Genomic DNA, 20,855 nt, shown 5'->3' with positions numbered 1-20,855 from the left:
TTATAATTAACCTGAAAGAGGTCACTTAGCAAGCACAAAACACGCCAATATAATTTATTTCGCAGTTAATAACTCTGTAAATAAATCCTCGATCCGTTGCTCAATGTTTCACTTTTACCATCAAATAATCTTTAAACGCGCTGTTAAGCATCTCAATAAAGCTTTGTTCATCGTCATGATAGAGCGAGGGTATAGCGACCATCTCAACCAAATAAGAGAACTGCTGGAAGCATTCTATCTTCGAACATTGATTTCCCTTTGAGAAGAAAACTATCTCATTACAATAAGATGGGTGTCGAAAAGTGGGGCAAACTCCAAAGAAATCCTTCTTCGGCACACTTGTGGCTCATGATCACCTTCCACAATCATCCTCGCATTTTGGTTTGGCCTTTAGCTCACACTTTATCCAACTGCTACAAGACACCCTTAAGACTGCTTTACTGGCTCTAGGAATAAACCAACCCTGCACTATACTTCGCTCTCAGTCTGTTTCAAAAATCCCGTTTGCAGTCAAACATCAAAAGCCACGCACTAAATTGGTGCAAAACATCCCAAGCTTGGGTGACTCAAAGCGCGAAAACCATAATCAGTTTCATCAGATTCACTATCGGATCTTTTTACTTTTGTAAAATTAAAATCAAATCCAAAGACTCATGACTCAATCACCTCCAGCACTCACCCTATCAAATGATAATAATTACTTGCAAGCTTTCAAATGTTAAATAGAATCACCCCTTCGGTTAAAAAGTAAATTCAAAGCTCTATATTTACCACATAGAGTGCGACACAACTCATGGAAGAATTAACATAAACAGAACATTTTTTAAACACCTAATGATTTCAGCATGGCTATTTTGCTGGTTGCTGCTTTCATTAATGCCTGCCATCAATGCACATAGTCGCGCAGCTGGTGTTTGGCTGTCGGTTTGCACCCTCAGCGGTTTTAAATGGGTACAAATTGATGAAGGAAGCGAACAACCCGCAGATACTGTTCATTCAAAGCAGTGCTTATTCTGTCATTATTTTCCATTTCACAACGTCCTTTTAGCAACATCAGTTTTTCAACGACTGTTCATAATGTCTAACGATGATAACTATATTTTTATGGTTCGCTTCCATCGTTACCTCATCCAAACACCGCGCTCTCCACCAGCATTTAGTAACGCCTGATCATTATTTAATATGAAGCCATACCCCTTAGCCATACCGGAGTCGCGCGACTTAGGTATCACTACGGGGGCTTATGCTTGTGCCTAAAACATAAAGGATGAATGAAATGTTGCGCAGCACCTCTACAGAACGGACGAACACCGAAAAACAAACAGCAACCAAGACCAAACGCTACTATATGATTGCCTGGCGTTGGCACTTTTATGCGGGACTATTTGTGGTTCCCTTCCTACTGATGCTATCGATTACTGGCTTAGTCATGCTCTACGACGACGCCATCGAGCAAGCCCAGTTTGCAGATATTATTCAGGTAAAACCATACCCCACGACCGTATCCCCGGCCGCACAGCTTGCAGCAGTTCAAGCAAGCTACCCACAAGCCACAATACAACAATACATCACGCCAGCGAGCGCCACTCAAGCTAGTCGGTTTGCTGTCAAGGCAGCAGGAGAATCCTTATTCATAACCGTAGATCCCTATACTGGTAAAGTTCTCGGGCAGATCAATCGAGACCAAAGCTGGTATAACTTAGCCAATAGCATTCACGGCAGCTTATTGCTCGGCGATATTGGAGATCGACTGATAGAAATGGCCGCCAGCCTTAGCATCGTGCTATTGATTACCGGAATTTACCTATGGTGGCCACGCGATAAAATCAGTAAGTCAGGATTGTTCAAAATTAGATTCAACAACAGTACAAGAATAATGTGGCGTGATTTACACGCTAACGTAGGCTTAGTAACCTCAGTATTTTTATTATTATTCTTAATCTCAGGACTCTCATGGACCGGTATATGGGGGGCTAAATACGTGCAAGCATGGAATAGCTTCCCCGCACAAAAATGGGATGCGGTGCCACTTTCAACACTCAACCACGCCAGTATGAATCATAGCCAAACCAAAGAGGTTCCTTGGAATCTTGAACAAACGCGACTACCTAGCTCAGACGATACTGGCCAACCAGCCAAACAGCACACCAATCTCAATAGCATCGTCAACTTTGCCCAACAACATGGGTTCACTCGGTTTAGGATCAACTTACCCAACTCAGCTACCGCAGTATATACCGTCTCAGCCAACACCATGAGCGGTGATATAAGTGATGCCACTCAAGACAGAACTGCACACCTAGATCAATATTCGGGACAATTATTAGCCGAAGCGGCATGGTCTGATTACAGCCTAATGGCTAAATTAATGGCTGTAGGCATTGCTCTGCATCAAGGAGAGATGGGCTGGTTAAATGTCCTGATCGATACGCTTCTCTGCGCAGCATTTATTTTGATTGCGATTTCGGGTGTGGTGATGTGGTGGCTACGCCGCCCTAAAGGGGTATTAAAACTCGCTGCGCCTCCCTTACCCACCAACATGCCACTTTGGAAAAGCGCGGCGCTAGTGATGTTCGCCGTATCGTTGATGTTTCCAATGGCAGGACTGTGTTTACTAAGCATCTTACTATTAGATTTTGTTATATTGTCGCGGATCCCACGACTAAAAAGCTTTATAAGCTGAGAGTCTTAAAATACTGAATCGGCAAACGTCCGGCTAGAGCACAATTTACGGTGCACTAGCCGAACAAGCTCCGGCTTCACCAACTTAGCCTGCGCGCAGCGCCAGGATAGCCTGAATATTCAGGGCTTGAGGATAAGCTTTAAAGCCTGTCTGCTTTTCGGCAATGGCATGGATCGACATGCGGTCAGCCAACTCGTTGCCTTCAACTCCAACGTGACCATTCACATGTAACACCTGAATTTTATCTTTTAGTGTCTGATAGCGCTCAAACATCTCCTGGATCAGCGCGAGATTTTTAATTTCCCCTCCGGCCTTCTTCCAGCCTTTTTTCTGCCAAGCTACCGCCCATTGCGTCACACATTGGATGGCGTATTTGGAATCGCAAAAGATTGCCACTCGCTGCCCCAAAGCGACTTCTTGAGCCGCCATAATCAAGGCCTGATTGAAGGCATTCAGCTCTGCGGTATTATTAGTTCCCATCGGGTTATATAAGCCATACCATAACTCGGCAAGCTGTTTATCTCGATAGAGCGCTAAACCAGAACCCGCTTTCCCCGGATTCGGCTCACAGCCACCATCGGTAAAAATCTTCACCTCTGCGGCGAGTTTATCAATTTCAGCCGCAGTATAGGTTTTTACCGTTTGAGCGCTATATCGCTTAGCCGCAGGCCCTGCGCCCGCGGCTTTGATAGCAGAGCTGGCGCGACCACCAAAGGCTGCCTCGGCCTCGGCCAGACTAGCAAACGACTTATAACGTGCCCCGGCAAACTTATCGATTTGCTTTTTACAAGTCGCCCAATCGCTAAAAATGCCAGTTTCCCGACCCTGCCATACCACGTAATACTTTTTTGCCATGTTGAAGTCTCTTAAGTTAGCTGCTGGCTAATATTACCAGCAAAGCCACAATGCTGAAGCCTTAAAGCCAATATGCCAGGCCAAGCGTTGTTTTACTGTCCAAAAATTAGTTTTTTATCCATCTGAGCCATGTATTGGCGTACACATGTTGGTCTGGAGGGTTTACCGGGATAATCTGGCATGTTTAACAACTCACCGCTGGGCTTGTCACAACGAAGCGATAATCTCAGGGGATGCGCCACCGATGGCTGAGCGAGCATACGCCGCTCACTCGGCTTCACCACTTTTTTGCCATCGCTTGCTGAACGACTTCTGCTTTAAGACGTTCTTCCGCATACCTATTTTTAAAATGACGGTTTTCATCTTCCAGCTCTTTCATGGGGCCATGAGCGATGCATCCATTCCACCGTACTTTGAACGCCATTTATAGAGCCTCGCGCAACTCATACCGTGCTCACGGCAAAGTTCAGGAACTGGTGTTCCTACCTCCGCTTGCTTGAGAATGGCCAGAATCTGGCTGTCACTAAATTTTGATTTTTTCATGCAGAATTTCACTGCGTTTATGTTACGAGAACATTCTACGATTGACTGCTGTTAGTTTTCGGGGGAGATTAGCCTAAGACTTTACTTAAGCGTAGAAGCGTGGCGAATATTTCACGACAATCATGGGTGTCTATATAATTTTTCTAGATTTAGACATGTCGATCTCCTGTTCTGTTATGACTTGCATCTAACAGTGTGGCTCTAGTTTGACTGTACTGGTCAACCCACGATAAACGCAGGAGGTCGACACTTTCAACAGGGGATCATTACGTCTATAACCATAGGATTACCAAGCGAGGGCATAAGTTTGCTCGTTACGCCGATGATTTTACCATTTTGCTGAGAAGTCAGCGTGCGGGTGAACGGGTGCTAACGAGCATTAGTAGCTTCTTGCAACGGCGCTTAAAACTTGTGGTTAATACAGCCAAAAGTCAGGTGGTTAAAACGGCGAAGAGTAAGTTCTTAGGGTTTACCTTTAAAGCGGGACGGCTGCAAATTCATACCAAAACGCTACACCGTTTTAAACAACAAATTAGGCGTCTAACAAACCGTAACTGGGGCGTAGCGATGGGTTATCAGCTATTTAAAGTAAGCCAATACTTGCGAGGATGGATAAACTACTTTGGGATCGCGAATTGCTATCAACTGTGTGTCGATCTAGATCACTGGATAAGGCACAGAGTGCGAATGGCCTACTGGCGACAGTGGCGAAAACCGAGAACCAAAGTAAGAAATCTGATGCGTAGAGGAGTACATGTTCAAGCCGCGGTAGCCTGTGGTATAACCAGTAAAGGCCCATGGAGAAGCTCGAAAACACCGGGGATCCAACAAGCATTATCGAATGCTTATTTAGTATCCCAAGGTCTATTTGCGCTTCGAGATGGATGGATTGGCTTCACCATTCTAAGTGAAACGCCCTGTGCGGAGCCGCATGCAGGGTGTTGTGGGGGCTGGAGGCTAGATACCTCCGGCTACCCGATTATAACTAAATTACACCTAACCTATTAGGTTTTAAAGTGAACGAACCCTGAGATTCAAATAGCTTATTTGCTAATTCCTCTGAGCTATTCTTTTTTGCATAATCTAATTCTTGAGCAGTAATACCTGTAATTTGTAGTATGTCAACTTTTCCAGATATTAAGTCGAATGATTCGGGAAATTGATTTGGCTTTACAACCATTAAGCTTGAAATATTCGGCTCAATTTTCATTGGAATGCGGTCGCCATAGTCAACTAGGGGTTTATCTCCATAATGACCAACCGACACAAGAATATTGAAAGCTACTAAACTACGTAACGCATTTATGGCCCAATCACTTTCCTCATCTGTTTCAAGGATAAACTCAGTACCGAAACCTGAATATTCTTGCGGGTCATCTGACTCCCATGTATTAGACATGCCAGAAGTAACATAAACCCAAGTTTTTCTGTCACTCGCCGGGGCACATTTGAAAACACCAAAATGTAACCATCTCGGGTCAATGCTGTCGATACCAAATTGATTTTTGAATAAAGAGGCATCTAACGGGTAAATACCTTCACCCGTGCTGCCAAATAATTCTGGGTATACTTTTTCTTCTCTTTGTTCCCACGAATCTTCCAGCAGACTCATAAACTTCCTTTAGTTATAACGCCCTAATAACTGGCGTGTAGGTTGGTTTTGTTTTTGCCATGTTTTTCTTTTGAAAAAACGATGACAACCGTAATGCGTCCAGTTGATTAGCTTGTTGAACGAAGCCGCTCTGCGGCAGAGTGCATAGCACCTGATATCTCATACTCAATGTGACACGGCCAATCGGTCGTGATGAACCGGAGTATGCAGCATGAACCCTACCCAACAACATCGTTATCATGTTTTATATAAACAACACCTTACCAATTTAACCTTACAAGGGAAACGACCAGCCACCATTGATGCGTACTCGCGTGCGGTACGTCGGATTTCTGCCCACTTTGACCGCTCCCCCGATACCTTAAGCACCGCTGATTTAAAGGCCTATTTTGCTCAACTGATTCGCAGCCATTCTTGGAGCACCGTGAAGCTAGACCGCAATGGCTTGCAATTTTTTTATCGCTACACCCTCGAGAAACAATGGCAGTGGCTAAACATTGTGAAGCCTCCTCAAGTGAAGCGCTTACCCGATATCTTAAGCCCTGCGCAAGTCGGCTTAGTGATAAGCATGACGTCGCAACCGCGCTATCAAGTCTTCTTCTTGGTGTTGTATTCCATGGGGCTGCGATTGAGCGAGGGCTTACACTTAAGTATTCATGATATTGATAGTCAGGCCATGCAAATCCATGTGCGGGATGCTAAAGGCGGCAAAGACCGCTTCGTGCCCATGCCGCGTCGCACCCTTCAGGTTTTACGTCACCATTGGCAAAGCCATCGCCATGCTCGTCTGCTGTTTCCACGCCAAGGTAAACAGGTGGATGTGCCTATGGATAAAGGCGGCGTACAAAAAGCCTTGAAGCGGGTATTGCGCGATTGCGGTATTCATAAACCTATTAGCCCGCATTCGCTGCGCCATTGTTATGCCACCCATCTGCTTGAACAAGGCTTGGATTTACGCTCCTTGCAACACTTGCTGGGACACGCCAGTTTAAATACCACTGCACGTTATACCCAGTTGACCCAAGTGAAGCAATTAGATGCCGTAAAGGCAGTGAATAAACTCACTGACTCTCTCACACTCATGTGGCCGTAACCATGAGCACCTTTATTGATTTACTTCACCAACATGAGGCCGAGCTTGCACCGCTTTTAAGGGCGGATGCTAAACGGGCAATGTATGCCATGCTGCGTTGTAAAACTGAGCAACAAGGTCACAGCCTTTGGCAGTGTGAACATTGCCCGCATCAAGACCAATTGACGCTGTCTTGCGGCCATAGGCATTGCCCGCAGTGCCAACACCATTGCACCACTGGCTGGTTAACTCGCCAACAACACAAGCTGCTACCCACGACTTACTTTATGGTGACCTTCACCCTGCCTCATGAGCTAAGGGCTTTAGCCCGCGTGCAGCCTAAAGCCTTATACCAAATCATGTTCAAGGTGGTATCAAGCCTGTTAAAGGACTTTGCCAAACGCCAGAACCAGGGGGAATTAGGGTTTACCGCCGTACTGCATACCCATAGCCGCCAGCGTAACCTGCATCCCCACTTACATGTATTGGTGGCCGGTGGGCGCTATCACCGTGCGAAGCAGCAGTGGCATCACTGCAACAAGAAGTACTTGTTTAACGCCTTTGCGCTGGCCAAGGTATGGCGAGGGAGAATGCTAGATGCGCTCAATCAACACCCAAACATCAAGTTGCCCCCGCATATCCCCACCAAATGGGTGGTCGATTGTCGCAACGTAGGTTTTGGGCTGCCCGCGCTACAGTACTTATCTCGCTACTTGTATCGCGGGATCTTATCCGATAACGACATCATCAGTACCAATAACGACCAAGTGAGTTTTAGGTATCTAGATAGCCAAAGCCACACCACCAAAATCCGCACCTTACCTACCTTAAGGTTCTTAAGGCTTATCTTGGCGCATGTATTGCCCAAGGGATTACAGCGGGTGAGAGATTATGGTTTTTTACGGGGCAACGCCAAACACATATTGCGGCGCATTCAGTTACTCCTGCGAGTGCCGCAACGCGTGAACCTCGCCGCGCTCCAAACCGACAACCACAGCGCGACCCGGCCATGCCCTTGCTGCCAGCACCCCATGCACTGCACAGGCGTGAGTCGAACGAGCTAGCCGAAAGGCGAACAGGATAAGGAGAATGGCAGGGCTTAACATGAGGATGAATACATACAAAAAATAACAGCTTAGCATCATGTATGACAGGTAAAGGCTTAACGCCATTCACCCAGTCTTAGCCAAACTCGCCTTGTAAAAAGTAACAAGGCCTTGGCCCCGCCAACATCAATACCGTTATTTACTATAGAAGGGAGCATCGGGCTTGTTCAACACCCGAATAAGGTGGCGGCTACGCGACACCTATTCTTATTTGTTATATTTTTTGCACACTCGAGATTGAAGTTACTTTACCGTTAATCATATCGATTTTTGTATATGGGCAATGTGGTACATTATTTCCAGTGCAGCTATAAATAAAACTTTTACCTTTATCGCCATTATTAAAGTTAGTGTTCAGCACCTTTTTATAACTGATCGCATAAGCAGCCTTAACTGCACACTCAGACATTCCATCAGAAACTTGATGCTTTGAGATTTTATTCCATTCAGTATTTGTAAAGACTTTACGCTTAATAAGCTCAGATTTTGCCTCTCCTGACCGATTAAGCCTGTAACCATATACGATACATAATTCATCATCTGATGCTTTGCTGAAATCTGCTGTATGCGTATTAAATGATTTTCCACTCTGAGATGTTGTACATGCAACGACACTTGTTAATAGTACGCTTAATATAATAGATTTTTTCACCGAAACTCCTTTTAAAAATATAACAGCATATTAATATGCAAATTTCCATCTTTCACGCATGCGAAGTTACCACCTATCACGCACCACAGAAACTCACATAGCCTTTAACATTCAATTTTATCAACAGCATACCAGTCAATCGCCATATTGACCATGCGTGAAAGATGGTCATGCATTTGCAGAAAGATGGGAACCCACTAAACTGTATAATCACAGTGTAAAGGTCGACATATGAGCCCATCATATCTCGCGTTTATCGAGTGAATAAACAAGACACCCATTTTAAAAACAAAACCAACAATAACACCTTTTCGCGACACTTACCTCAGGGCGGGAGCATACTTTGATGGATTTATAACCCAAAGAAGACTCGTGCCCGATAATCGTCGCTCCATCCCGCTTTCTTCAACTTCACTTTGTGACTTGGCGCTCCACAATCGCATTGTTTGAGCATGTTCATCACAAAACGTCTAAATAGAGCTATGTTTTCCACCGCTCCGTCTAAAGTAATGCGAGAGTTATCCTCTTTAAAAACAACATCTAATACGTAATGCTGGCTGTTTTCAATTCGCCAATGCTGACGAATATAGTGGCCTAACAATTTGTGATTCGGTGACATTGAGCTTATGTAATACGAGGTATCTACAGTGCCTTTCCCATTTATGGCGAAATAAACTAATAAACTAGACACCCATTCTAAAAACAAAAACCTTTCATACTCTCGATAGCCAAGATTACGCTTTTAAATCCCATCATCTTCACCGAGTCGCGCAAATGAACAAGGGAGTAAAGTTGAAGTCTGTTTGAGCGTAGTGTTTACTTCAACGCCCTTGAGAATGAGCAACGCAGGGGTTAAGAAGATGCAGGGCGAGCTTTCTTTTTGCTTCGCTAAGCTTTGCTCGTTGAAGCTTAATAACGTCGCCTTAAGCGAAAGCTTTTACCCCGTTGCTAACACAGAACCGGGCATAAACCAGTTAAGGATGTAGCTGGAATATTTTGAGAGACATCAAGGTAAAAACCATCAAATCGCTCGTTTAGGTATCACCAGATACCACAATAAGCATGATAGGTTTGCAAGCTCATTTTTTAAACGATTACTCTCGATTGTAAATAATTACACTGTAAGCAAAACCTACACACACTGAAAAATCTTCAGCGCTTTCACTTGCACAGTAGAAACATATGATTTATCGTATATGCGTTTATTCATATGTATTGTGACACTGATGTTAAGTCTGTTATTTTTGTGTACCGCCAATGCGGCTCGTTCGCAACTCGCCGAAGCGCTGGTCAACCAGCGTTACGCTGAGCATTTTATTGCCTTTAGCGCCGGTACCCAGCCCAAGGGGGTCGACCCGCGAAGCATACAACTACTTAAACAGCAGAACTTATCGGCCAGCAAGTTATACAGTAAAACCATCGACCAATTGCTTAGTCAACGCTTAGCAACACAAGCCCGTGATAGCCAAGCCGAAACCCAGTTTGATTTCATTATTACCCTGTGTGATAGCGCAAAACAACAATGTGTTAACTTGCCAAGCAGCAAAGCCATGATGCATTGGAATTTAGCCGATCCTGCCGCCAGTGCCGGAATGGACAAATTTGCCGAGGTATTTACTCAACTGGAACAGTTAATTTCAGAGTTTGTTCGCTTTAACCAACCCATCAGTGAGCAACTGCAACTGAGCCCCATCGATGTTTTTAAGCAGTTGAGCGACAATACCCGACTCCAAATACTGATGCTGATTGAAGATGAACAATGCCTCAGTGTGAACCAGTTAAGCCACGCCTTGGCAGAGAGTCAACCGAAGGTTTCGCGGCATCTGGCACTGCTGCGCGACTGCCAACTGGTGGCGACCACCCGCCAGGGTCAACAAATTTTTTATCATCTTCATCCCTGCTTGCCTGCCTGGGTCACACAAACGCTGGCCACCACCCGGCTCGCCAACCCTAGTTACATTAATCTGCCCTTGTTTCGGCTCAGAGCCTTGCAACTCGAAGCGCCAGCCGAAATCAAGCAAACGACAAAGCCCATGAGTCATCCATTATTAGTCAATCCACAATAAGGTAAGTTATGTCTTCACATCCTATTTATGCCGTCGACCTGAGCGACCACGCGCAATTGCTACTCACTCCCTGTCCCGGCACCCAAGGCGTCGACCTGTCAACTTCGCTGCAGCAGCTTTGTTACAAAAACAGCCCAGCACTACTAACGATGATGACCAAACAAGAGCTCGCCGATATGCAAGTCAGTGATTTACCAAAACACGCGGTCACCTACGACATGCAATGGTTTCACCTGCCCATCGAAGATGACACCGTCCCCGACCAAGCTTGGGAAGAGCACTTTCAAAGCGTGCTCCCCCGCTTCCTCCAGCTGATCAATAATGGCATGAATTTGTCGCTGCATTGCAAGGGCGGTAGCGGCCGCACTGGTTTAGTCGCCGCGCGGATCATGTTGGCGCTAGGTTTTGAATTAGAGGACAGCATCGCTAAAATTAGGGCGGTTCGGCCAAATGCCTTCAGTGTGCCCGCTCAGCTGGAATACATTCAACAATTCGCCAAATCAGCTAATTAGACAAAGGAAATCAGCATGACCATACGAGTAGGAATTAATGGCTTTGGGCGTATCGGCCGCCTTGCGCTGCGCGCCGCTTACCACTGGCCAGAGTTAGAGTTTGTCTGTATCAACGATGTGGCCGGCAATGCCGAAACCTTAGCCCACCTGCTCGAATTTGATTCAGTGCAAGGACGTTGGTCAAATTCTGTTCGTCATAATGCGCAGGGCATCGTCATTGAGGGCCATACCATCCCTTGTTTTCAGCAAGAGGCGCTTGAGCTGGTTGATTGGTCAGGCTGCGATGTGGTGCTAGATGCTACAGGCGTGCATCGGGCGAAAGATTTACTGACGCCGTATTTAGCCCAGGGCGTGAAGCGCGTGGTGGTGTCGGCACCTGTCAAAGCCGCGGGCATCGCCAATATTGTGATGGGGGTGAACGACGCCATCTTCGATCCGGCTCAACACCAAATTGTTACCGCGGCCTCCTGTACCACCAACTGTTTAGCACCGGTGATCCAAGTGATTCAGCAGCATATTGGCATCGAGTCGGGCTGCATGACCACCATCCACGATTTAACCAATACCCAAACCATTTTAGACGCCCCGCACAAAGATCTTCGTCGTGCTCGCGCCTGCGGTATGTCGTTAATCCCCACCACCACTGGCAGCGCCAAAGCGATTTGTGAAATTTTCCCGGAGCTGGAAGGCAAGCTCAATGGACATGCGGTGCGAGTTCCCCTGGCCAATGCCTCGTTGACTGACATGGTCTTTACCCTTGAGCGTGATAGTACGGCTGCTGAAGTAAACCAGTTATTTAAGCAGGCCAGCGAAGGCGAGCTGAAAGGCATTTTGGGCTATGAAGAAAAACCACTGGTCTCCATCGACTATAAAGGCGACCAACGCTCCAGCATTATTGATGCCCCCTCAACCATGATGATTGGTAAACGAATGCTTAAAGTTTATGCCTGGTACGACAACGAAATGGGTTATGCCACCCGCACCAGCGAACTCATTCGTAAAGTGGGCTTAGCCGACCAATGAGCAACCCGCTGCCGCAGGCCCTTAAACAGTATCTGTTAGTAACCTTTAACTACTGGAATTTCACCATCACCGACGGTGCGCTACGCATGTTGGTAGTGTTGTACTTTCATCAGCTTGGTTATTCGGCCATTGCAATTGCCATGCTGTTTTTGTTTTATGAGTTTTTCGGGGTAGTCACTAACCTCGTTGGCGGCTGGTTAGGTGCGCGTATTGGCCTCAATAACACCATGAATATTGGCCTTGGCTTGCAAGTGATCGCCTTACTGGCGCTTGCCTTACCAAACCAGTATTTATCGGTGCCACTGGTCATGGCGGCTCAAGCGCTCTCGGGCATTGCTAAAGATTTAAATAAAATGAGCGCCAAAAGCAGCATCAAAACGCTGGTGAAAAGCCAACAACAACAGCGTTTATTTAAATGGGTCGCCATCCTGACGGGTTCTAAAAACGCCTTAAAAGGCTTTGGATTTTTCCTCGGCGGCGCGCTGCTTCACTGGATTGGATTTCAATATTCGATGTTGGCAATGGCTGCGGTGTTGTTACTCGTGCTCTCACTAAGTAGCAGACTATTAGCCAAAGATTTAGGTAAAGCGAAACATAAGGCAAAGTTTTCCCAGCTGTTTTCCAAAAGCCCGCAAATTAATACGCTGGCGGCAGCCCGACTATTTTTGTTTGCTGCTCGCGACGTGTGGTTTGTAGTCGCGCTGCCAGTATTTTTGGGCGCGAATTTAGGCTGGTCGCAACTGGAAATTGGCAGTTTTATGGCAAGTTGGGTGATCGCTTACGGGCTGGTTCAAGGCTTGGCGCCACGTCTCATCGGTAATAGCGACGGCAACATGCCGGGGCGCGCAGCCGCAGTCACCTGGGTCGCTTTACTCTGTATCGTGACCGCGCTGCTGGCTTCTCTACTGCAACTAGCTTGGCAGCCACAACTTAGCATCGTTATCGGACTCATCTTATTTGGTGCGGTGTTTGCAGTAAACTCATCCTTGCATTCATTCTTGGTCGTCAGTTACGCCAGCGAGGATGGGGTGTCGATGGATGTGGGCTTCTATTACATGGCCAATGCCATGGGGCGTCTGCTGGGGACGCTGTTATCGGGTGCGGTGTATCAGCTCGCGGGGCTTTCTGCCTGTTTATGGATTTCCTTGGCGATGCTAGTGCTGACCTGCGTGATCAGCTTAAAGTTGCCTCAAACTAGTCCCAATCAACTTGGCGATTAAATTGTAAATCTTCGCCTCTTAAGAGCACCGTAGCTATAGTCAATAATGACATTTAACGTATTAATTTCACGGTAAAAATAGGACTAAAGTATCTGCACAACTACATATTATTAACTATCTTTATTTAATAATAATCAAGAAAGAGTCACTGAATGAAAGACATTAAAGCATTTGCAATTTTAATGACCGTAATGTTACTAGGCTTTATCTCAGTTGGTGTTACCGGCTTTTACACTTTCAAAGAAAGTCTGATTGAAGCCAAAAAACAAGAAATTGAATTGCTGCTGAATATTGCACGGCAACAATCTGCCATTTACATAGAGCAGTATCATCAAGGGCTACTTAGCAAAGCTGAAACCGACCAAAAAATTATAAAGTTTCTTTCAGGAATGCGATATGGAGCCTCTTATTTATGGGCCAATGATAACAATGCCATCGCCAGAGTCCATATCAGAGAGCGAGTGATTGGCCAAATTCAAAAATCTTATGTGCGACACATGGAAAACTTAGTCCATGAAGATATTCTTTATGTGGTTGAAACAAATATCAAACCCTCAAACAATACCAGAACATGGAAAATTAATGGTGTCACTGAAATCCCCGAATGGAAGTGGGTTATCGGAATGGGAATTTATTTAGATGATGTGGATAACACTCTGTTTACATACATTAGCAAGTTTCTCACTTCAATTGTCATTTCAATGGTGGTCATCATTATGACATTTATTTACTCTATACGAAGATCTCGTGCTAAGTTTTAACAATCCCAAACATATCGGGGCAGATTCATAAACAAAGCAAGCGCTTTTGATTTGCACCAAGCGCATACGACCATTAGGCAGCAAGAATGTTGAACCCGATTTTATTTAGTGCATCTCACTCACAATATGGATTAACCAAACCTTCGACAATCAATATTGTGTTACTTACAAGCTTGATTGTATTCATCCTCAGTCTAATCATCCATGCCATTATCATGTCAATTAGCTTAGACACGCTTCGCTCTTATAGCTTCATCAATTTCACTCGTGCAGAACAAGTCGCTTTTCATCTGCAAACTGGCTTAAACCTCGCTCAAACGCCTTTGGGCAAGCCATGTAGCGAACCAGACCTAAGCCAGTTAAATGAAATTAAACAGACCTACTTCTTCATTGGCGATTTAGGCAGGATCAAGCAAGGTAAAATAATCTGCACCGCACAACAAGGTATTCTTTCCCACCCTTATGATCTGTCTTTAGCGGATGCCATCACTGCCGATGGGACGCATTACTGGAATTCTCAAACCGACTTATTTAGAACCCAAGAAGACCAACCCATCATTGGCTTAAACAGTACAGTGGCGTTTATTTCCACGCCTTTTTTAATATTAACCAGGCAAGGCTACTTCAACATACGTGGAATGGGGGGGGTTATTTATGCCGAAGCAGAACAGCGATATATTTATAGTTATTACGGTGAGCTATTACCACGAACCATCGAGCCAACCATTACCCATAAAAACTCATGGGTAGATTGGTTACCTTTGCCTGGTCATTTTATTACTTATACCCATTGTAACCAACTGTACAATCTCTGTGTAACATCAGTAGATATGCGGCTCGGTTTATACAAATTTCCCATCGGCCAGTTTTTAATTATTTCTGCAATCATTATTCTGCTGAGTATTTCCGTCGCCATCATGATCGAATCTTTTCGGGTTGGGCCTCGCGCCTTTGTGCGTCGACTCAAAAAACAGATCTGCAGGGATCATATTTATCCGGTCTATCAACCACAGATAGACTTAGAAACCAAAACCGTGATTGGCGTAGAATCCTTAGCCCGCTGGAATGACCCCAAATTAGGCATGGTATCACCGGAAGTATTTATCCGAGTAGCCGAAAGTTCTGGACTCATCGAGACCTTAACCAAGAAAATGGTTAGCTATGTATTTCGAGAAATGAGCACTACTTTAGAAAAGTTCCCTTCATTAACCGTAAGCCTTAATGTTTCCGCAGAATTACTCAGCAACGATTCCTTTATTACCTTTCTCAACCATCAAACCGCAAAATATAATTTCCAACGCAAACAAATTGTCTTAGAAATTACCGAAACCACCACCAATAACAATGACAAAATGTCGCGTTTTTCTAAAGAACTCAAACAACAAGGCTATCTCGTCTCAATTGATGATTTTGGTACTGGCTTATCAAACCTTTCTTGGCTATCGACGTTAGAGCCCACCGAACTAAAGGTCGACAAAATTTTCACTCAGGCCATCCATACCGAAACCGTTAACAGTATTTCCATGGAAGGGATCTTTAGTATGTTAGATCATCTACAAGTACAGGTGGTTTTTGAGGGTATCGAAACCGAACAACAATTGGCCTATATCTATGACCGAGTACCAGATGCAATTGGTCAAGGATGGTTATTCGCCAAACCCATGAGAATCAATGAGCTGAAAAAATTCTTAAAAAATTAATATGATGAGCAAGCACAAACCACTCTACAATCGCAGAGTAAACCGCCTCCCTCATCGATTTTTTGCTGGTGACACCGCAACCACCAGCAAAAGCGGGACCCGACCAAGCGTTGCTCCTCGGACAGAACCTTATGTAGTTTCAGCTTAATACGCTACAAATGTTAGCGTCTTAACATAGCAAGCCGGTTTAATCATTCTACCGATCCAAGCAAATCTTGATGCCAATGGCGATAATTCAAACTAGCTAAATGTTGGTGATCCCATTGCCAAGCGCTTTGCGATGAAATGTTCATCCCGCCAAGCTGATAATCCGCGCCCAGCCACTTTGTTCGAGCTTGCAGGCAACTGAAGCCTTCGGTGTTTATCGTTAAGCTCGCCGAACTAAATGCTTCCCCAGCAAGCCGATGAATATCAATTAAAGGGGCTTCCCCTTGGCTTAAGGGTTTAATCAGCGCCCAGAACATGAGGTCACCTAAAAAGGGCAAAGACTCTCGTTGCTGGTAGGCGTGAAACAAGTCGCGAAAAATTAGCCCTTGTTCCCCCGCTTCCGCTAACAATTGCAGCGCTATACGCTGGGTAAGTGAAAGACCATTTGTCGTATGCGGTAGCTCTTGCAAGTAACGCATTAATACAGGCTTGATTTGCTTAAAAGAATGATCGATATCGCTGTTGAGAATCGCCACAATGGCCTCAGGATTATCTTGACACAAGGCATGCCAAACCCTGCTGGCCCACCCCTGCATCTTTGTGGTCGCGCTTTGGCGACTTTGCCAAACGCTCCTTAAGGCTTGCGCTGGGAGTTGTCCTAAACCCACATAACGGCTGGTTCCGGGAAACTGGTTCACTTCGATGATCTTGGTTTTACTCAATAAAGCTGGAGTCATAATGGCTAACAGATAAATCATCATCAACTGGTCGTAATTATCATGCTCCAGCCACAGCACAATTTGCTGGTATTGTGGATCATTAAGTTGTGCACGCTTGGCTCGTTCACCAGCGATCACGGCATCAATATCGGCGTCCTGCGGCTTCAGTTCCGATAGGTAATGTTGAACCACAAATTCGGCCCTTACTCTTAATAGGGTTGCTTCATCAAGACTTAACGGCCCAAGGCAATAAGGGTCTATCCAGGCCAAAAAGTCCCCTTTAAATCCAGCCCTTGGTAATAAGTGCTGTAAATCATGGCCGCAGCGAATATGCAGGGTATTTAGCTCAGCATCCAGAGGGGCGGCGTCAGAGCTTATGGCTTGAAGGTGCTGGTTTTGCTGCTCGATATGTACTTTCAAGGCCGCCCAGGAAGCAAGGCCAAGCTCACGCGCAATCACCAACTGAATATCAGCTAATTTAATACCTTCTAGGTGATGAGCTTGCGGATGATAACGGCGAAAAATCTGATATTGCTCGGCATTGCCCGATTTGATTAGCTTCAGACGGCGTTTGGCTTGAGCTTTGAGGTAACTTAAATTTAATACAAATGCATTTCGACTGGACATAAATTCACCATTCTCTATTGTTCTGTACTCGCAACCAGAAAAGAAGGTAAATAAACTGATTGTTGGCCACGACTATTGGTGGCGACCTTGTCAATCCCTTGGTGATTCACACCTTTCCGCGAGCTGGCGGCTTAGAGCAAGCCTCGGTGAACATGTTAGCAATATCTTCATATCACAGTAAATGGCTATTTTTACCACCAGAATACAAATCGGCCCTGACATAATCTTGATTTATTTCAGTACAAACTCACGTAAACTAGGCAACACGATTTCTATTGAACGAATAATCATGGATTACTTAGCCTTAAATAAAGCCGCTTGGGATAAACGTACCGCTTTACATGTTGATTCCGAGTTTTATGATGTGGCTGGTTTCTTAGCCGGAAACAGCTCACTAAAATCAATTGAACGTGATTTAATCGGTGACGTCAGCGCCAAAAAACTATTACATCTGCAGTGCCATTTTGGTTTAGATAGCCTATCCTGGGCGCGTTTAGGTGCCGAAGTCACCGCGGTGGACTTATCGAGCGAAGCCATTCAACAGGCGAAAGCGCTTGCCGAGCAAACTCAGCAAACGGTCGAATTTATCTGTGATGATGTTTACCATTACGGCGAAGTGACCCGTCCTATTCATGACTGGGTATTTGTCTCTTATGGCGCGCTGTGCTGGCTACCCGATATTGAGCGGTGGGCACAGGTGGTTGCAGCAAGTTTAAAAACGGGTGGCAAGCTGTGTCTGGCAGAGTTTCATCCAGTGCATGACCTGATCAGTGGCTATGGATATTTTCACCGCGAACAAGCGGATCTTGATGAAGAAGGCAGCTATACCGAGAATGACGATGGTGAAGTCAGCCCCATGCTAACTTGGGGTCACCCAATCTCCGATGTTTTGAATGCCTTAATCAAAGCCGGCTTAATCATTGAACAATTGAAAGAATATGACTACAGCCCCTATAACTGCTTCGAAGATCTGGTAGAGCGCGAACCCGGTCAATTTTATTATGAACACGAGCATTACGAATCGCCGCTGGTCTATAGCATCGTGGCTCGAAAAAGCGCATAACTTACCAAGTGGGTTTCATCGAAACTCACTGCTTAACTCTGTTTCGATACCTTAAAACACTACAGCGGAACAAAGATAAAACTCAATACATCATTTTGATAATCTTCGGTCGTTTTATACTCTCGGTAGCCTTTTGAAGCGGCCATCCCAACAATGTAGGGCTTTGCCATATAATCGATGATTGTTGCATGCTTACCTCCCGGAATCAGTTCAAACAAGCCGTCATCCAATGCCAGATACTCCCCTTGCCGTTGCGGAGCTTGAGCGCTTGCAGAGATGATCATTTTACTATGACGCTCAACAAACAAAGCAAAACTTCCCACACTCACGCTACCCACTTCATTTTTAGGTAGCGCATCGTTTAACATCGCTTCAAATTGGGGTTGGCTATCAAATACGATACCAATCCCTCCTATCACTTCCCAATCCGCATCCAAACGACTCACCGCAGCATTATAAATATAGGTATATTGCTGCGCATACAAATCGCTTGCCATAAAAGGAGAGACACTATATTGCTGAGAGTTTTGTAGCGATAAGGCTTGCTTCGCCCCACTTTGGTCGCTCACTGACTGGCCAATAAAATGTCGTTGCTGAGGATTAGAAACCGCGATAATAATCTGATTTTTATCAAATAAATAAAGATTAGTGTAGACCGTGTAGAGCTCATTAATATAACTTAAAACTTGCTCCATATAAGTCAGATCTTCATCACTGATGACTGGTTTCGCTAAGATCCGCCGAAAATCTGAAGTCAGCGCCCACCAACGGCAATCATTTGCTCGTTCGTATAAGTTACGGTCCATAATATCGACCGCCAATGTCGCCATAAACTGAAGATCGTTCATTTTTGATGACATAACCGTAGCTTGAAGATTGCGGATAGATGCAGAAAAGATACTCGCCGTATTCTCGCCGATTTGTTTAATCTCTTCCAATACTGGTACAAACTCAACCGCATTCTGGCGTGCTGCTGTTATTTTTCCATTGAGAACGACCAGACTGAGATCTTCGTTCACATCATTGGAAGCTGTATAAATTTCCTTTAGTACACGAGAAAACAAGCGAGTTGAATTAATCACGTCTTGATTGTCCAGTTCGATGTCGGCCTCACGCTCTATTTTAAAGGCTTGCTCAATCGGTGTGAGCACCTGAGCCCACCACCCCAAACCAAAGAACCCCTGATAACCGTGAGTCTGAGTCGAATTAACAAGATAGTGTTTCCCCTGATAATGAAGCATACGTGGCCGATTTTGGTACTGAAATGAACTACCAACAGCGACGAACTGAGGATCACTGCTCGCGATCACACAACCTTCCTTATCCACTAGCTGTATTTCACTATCGCTGTCAGCCAATAAACCACCAACAATACCATCGACCTCATCATCAAAACGAAAGCATAAACACAACACCCCCAATAGCTCGGAATGAGGATCATTAGTTCGCGTAATCTTACACGAATAAATTAATGATTGGCGTCGCTTGGGTTGTAAGTCACTATAACCAAATGTTTCGAGATAATCGTCATCACTACCTAAGGTCGCCGCTATCAAAGGATCGTGACAATGCGTAATTGGATTAGCGGGATCTAAATGCGCGCATACCAGGCCATTGGTATCCAGTAGGATAATCTCATCATATACAGAGTATTTTTCGACATATTCTTGCAAGCGCTGCTGCATAAAAGCCTGATGACTTTGAGTCTTTTCACGCTGTTCAAGAAAAATTCGAATATCTTGGTCTGTCGCCAAAAAGCCAACATCGGCAGTGCGTTCAAACAGATTACGAATTAAAATGTCGATGGCAACCTGTGACTTGGAAGTATTATCTACAACCAGCTTTTGTAGATGCTCCAAAAGTAAATTGTCAATTAACTTGCCATGCAATTCTCCAAACTTTTCCTTGGTATTTTGCATATCATCTAAAATCGTGGCGGCAAGGTTGTAACTATTTATTTTGCCCACTAATGTGATTTTATCCCACCAAGTGTTTAACGCATCCAGCTTTGCTTCATATTGTTTTACTTGAGGCATTACCGACATCAGCCGAGTTTGATGCGCTTCAACTAATGATTCCATTCCTTGAAAACTCCTTAAAAAATCCATTTACGCAGGCAGCGCTTATATAGCTCATTGATGTCCCGTACCCAGATGACTCATCAAAATTGCTACATTTCACAGCATCACTTCACCGAAATGAGCGACAAATAGTCACAATAGCAACAAACACGACAACCAAAGACCAACAGCCCCTAAAGCGAAACAAAATATAGCCTTGCTATAAAATACAAGTATTTACCCCTATCAAATATTGGCAAGCCAGTGTATTTATCTCAATTTTTTGAGTGTGTCACATCAAATCACTAATACTGAGCACTGATGACTAAGCAATCTTTATACCAGCCACTGATAAGCCAATTACATAGATTTGATCTTTTAGAAATTGTCGCAAAACCGACAGCGCACAATCATTGTCATATTCGAAACACACC

Annotated in this window: 16 protein-coding genes and 2 pseudogenes; 11 read left to right on the top strand and 7 right to left on the bottom strand. The window is 44.9% G+C overall.

Annotation, left to right across the window (positions count from 1 at the left end; translation table 11 throughout):
• Positions 1 to 1,276 precede the first annotated feature (1,276 nt).
• Positions 1,277 to 2,683, top strand: coding sequence for a PepSY-associated TM helix domain-containing protein (locus ACRRS0_RS06220; protein ID WP_432454063.1), 1,407 nt, complete (start codon positions 1,277 to 1,279; stop codon positions 2,681 to 2,683).
• Between the two features lie 84 nt (positions 2,684 to 2,767).
• On the opposite strand, the gene ACRRS0_RS06215 is transcribed toward ACRRS0_RS06220, so the two are convergent.
• Together ACRRS0_RS06215 and ACRRS0_RS06210 are read right to left on the bottom strand one after the other, a co-directional pair.
• Positions 2,768 to 3,538 (bottom strand): ribonuclease H1 domain-containing protein, encoded by a 771-nt coding sequence (locus tag ACRRS0_RS06215; RefSeq protein WP_432454064.1) that lies wholly within the window; start codon positions 3,536 to 3,538, stop codon positions 2,768 to 2,770.
• Between the two features lie 212 nt (positions 3,539 to 3,750).
• Positions 3,751 to 4,081: pseudogene (locus ACRRS0_RS06210) on the bottom strand (transposase); the annotation flags it as partial.
• A 336-nt stretch (positions 4,082 to 4,417) separates the two neighbouring features.
• On the opposite strand from ACRRS0_RS06210, the gene ACRRS0_RS06205 reads away from it, so the two are divergent.
• Positions 4,418 to 5,089 (top strand): group II intron maturase-specific domain-containing protein, encoded by a 672-nt coding sequence (locus ACRRS0_RS06205; RefSeq protein ID WP_432454065.1) that lies wholly within the window; start codon positions 4,418 to 4,420, stop codon positions 5,087 to 5,089.
• Here the strand turns inward: ACRRS0_RS06205 and ACRRS0_RS06200 are convergent.
• Positions 5,067 to 5,693: a suppressor of fused domain protein gene (locus ACRRS0_RS06200; protein ID WP_432454066.1), complete on the bottom strand. Its 627-nt coding sequence runs from the start codon at positions 5,691 to 5,693 to the stop codon at positions 5,067 to 5,069. The genes ACRRS0_RS06205 and ACRRS0_RS06200 overlap by 23 nt on opposite strands.
• A 211-nt stretch (positions 5,694 to 5,904) precedes the next feature.
• Here ACRRS0_RS06200 and ACRRS0_RS06195 point away from each other — a divergent pair, with 211 nt between their 5' ends.
• Both ACRRS0_RS06195 and ACRRS0_RS06190 read left to right on the top strand, forming a co-directional pair.
• Positions 5,905 to 6,786 (top strand): site-specific integrase, encoded by an 882-nt coding sequence (locus ACRRS0_RS06195; protein ID WP_432454067.1) that lies wholly within the window; start codon positions 5,905 to 5,907, stop codon positions 6,784 to 6,786.
• A gap of 2 nt (positions 6,787 to 6,788) precedes the next feature.
• Positions 6,789 to 7,829 (top strand): IS91 family transposase, encoded by a 1,041-nt coding sequence (locus ACRRS0_RS06190; protein ID WP_432452428.1) that lies wholly within the window; start codon positions 6,789 to 6,791, stop codon positions 7,827 to 7,829.
• A 256-nt stretch (positions 7,830 to 8,085) separates the two neighbouring features.
• On the opposite strand, the gene ACRRS0_RS06185 is transcribed toward ACRRS0_RS06190, so the two are convergent.
• Both ACRRS0_RS06185 and ACRRS0_RS06180 read right to left on the bottom strand, forming a co-directional pair.
• The gene (locus ACRRS0_RS06185) at positions 8,086 to 8,523 is read right to left on the bottom strand and encodes a hypothetical protein (RefSeq protein ID WP_432454068.1); all 438 of its coding nucleotides are present in this window, start codon (positions 8,521 to 8,523) and stop codon (positions 8,086 to 8,088) included.
• 352 nt (positions 8,524 to 8,875) lie between these two features.
• A pseudogene (locus ACRRS0_RS06180) lies at positions 8,876 to 9,184 on the bottom strand (ISAs1 family transposase); the annotation flags it as partial.
• A 535-nt stretch (positions 9,185 to 9,719) separates the two neighbouring features.
• On the opposite strand from ACRRS0_RS06180, the gene ACRRS0_RS06175 reads away from it, so the two are divergent.
• From ACRRS0_RS06175 to ACRRS0_RS06150, 6 genes are all read left to right on the top strand, one after another.
• Positions 9,720 to 10,589, top strand: a complete 870-nt coding sequence (locus tag ACRRS0_RS06175; protein ID WP_432454069.1) for a metalloregulator ArsR/SmtB family transcription factor — start codon at positions 9,720 to 9,722, stop codon at positions 10,587 to 10,589.
• A gap of 8 nt (positions 10,590 to 10,597) precedes the next feature.
• On the top strand, positions 10,598 to 11,101 hold the full coding sequence (locus tag ACRRS0_RS06170) for a phosphatase domain-containing putative toxin (protein ID WP_432454070.1): 504 nt from the start codon (positions 10,598 to 10,600) through the stop codon (positions 11,099 to 11,101).
• A 15-nt stretch (positions 11,102 to 11,116) separates the two neighbouring features.
• Positions 11,117 to 12,124 (top strand): ArsJ-associated glyceraldehyde-3-phosphate dehydrogenase, encoded by a 1,008-nt coding sequence (locus ACRRS0_RS06165; protein WP_432454071.1) that lies wholly within the window; start codon positions 11,117 to 11,119, stop codon positions 12,122 to 12,124.
• Positions 12,121 to 13,344 carry an organoarsenical effux MFS transporter ArsJ gene (arsJ, locus tag ACRRS0_RS06160; RefSeq protein ID WP_432454072.1) on the top strand — a complete coding sequence of 408 codons (1,224 nt, stop codon included), beginning with the start codon at positions 12,121 to 12,123 and terminating at the stop codon, positions 13,342 to 13,344. The genes ACRRS0_RS06165 and arsJ overlap by 4 nt, the downstream gene beginning before the upstream one ends.
• Positions 13,345 to 13,496: 152 nt before the next feature.
• A complete protein-coding gene (locus ACRRS0_RS06155; protein WP_432454073.1) occupies positions 13,497 to 14,105 on the top strand; it encodes a cache domain-containing protein in 609 nt (202 codons plus the stop codon).
• An 86-nt stretch (positions 14,106 to 14,191) separates the two neighbouring features.
• Positions 14,192 to 15,805 (top strand): EAL domain-containing protein, encoded by a 1,614-nt coding sequence (locus tag ACRRS0_RS06150; RefSeq protein WP_432454074.1) that lies wholly within the window; start codon positions 14,192 to 14,194, stop codon positions 15,803 to 15,805.
• A 191-nt stretch (positions 15,806 to 15,996) separates the two neighbouring features.
• Here the strand turns inward: ACRRS0_RS06150 and ACRRS0_RS06145 are convergent, their stop codons facing one another.
• Positions 15,997 to 17,298, bottom strand: a complete 1,302-nt coding sequence (locus ACRRS0_RS06145; protein ID WP_432454075.1) for a DUF1835 domain-containing protein — start codon at positions 17,296 to 17,298, stop codon at positions 15,997 to 15,999.
• A gap of 289 nt (positions 17,299 to 17,587) precedes the next feature.
• Between ACRRS0_RS06145 and ACRRS0_RS06140 the strand changes: the two genes are divergently transcribed.
• The gene (locus ACRRS0_RS06140) at positions 17,588 to 18,361 is read left to right on the top strand and encodes a class I SAM-dependent methyltransferase (protein WP_432454076.1); all 774 of its coding nucleotides are present in this window, start codon (positions 17,588 to 17,590) and stop codon (positions 18,359 to 18,361) included.
• Between the two features lie 59 nt (positions 18,362 to 18,420).
• Here ACRRS0_RS06140 and ACRRS0_RS06135 read toward each other — a convergent pair whose 3' ends face one another.
• Positions 18,421 to 20,442 carry a hypothetical protein gene (locus ACRRS0_RS06135; protein ID WP_432454077.1) on the bottom strand — a complete coding sequence of 674 codons (2,022 nt, stop codon included), beginning with the start codon at positions 20,440 to 20,442 and terminating at the stop codon, positions 18,421 to 18,423.
• Positions 20,443 to 20,855 lie beyond the last annotated feature (413 nt).

Source organism: Agarivorans sp. QJM3NY_29 (assembly GCF_050870835.2).
GTDB lineage: Bacteria > Pseudomonadota > Gammaproteobacteria > Enterobacterales > Celerinatantimonadaceae > Agarivorans.
Note: the sequence above shows the minus strand (reverse complement) of the source record. Positions and strands in the feature narration are given on the sequence as shown.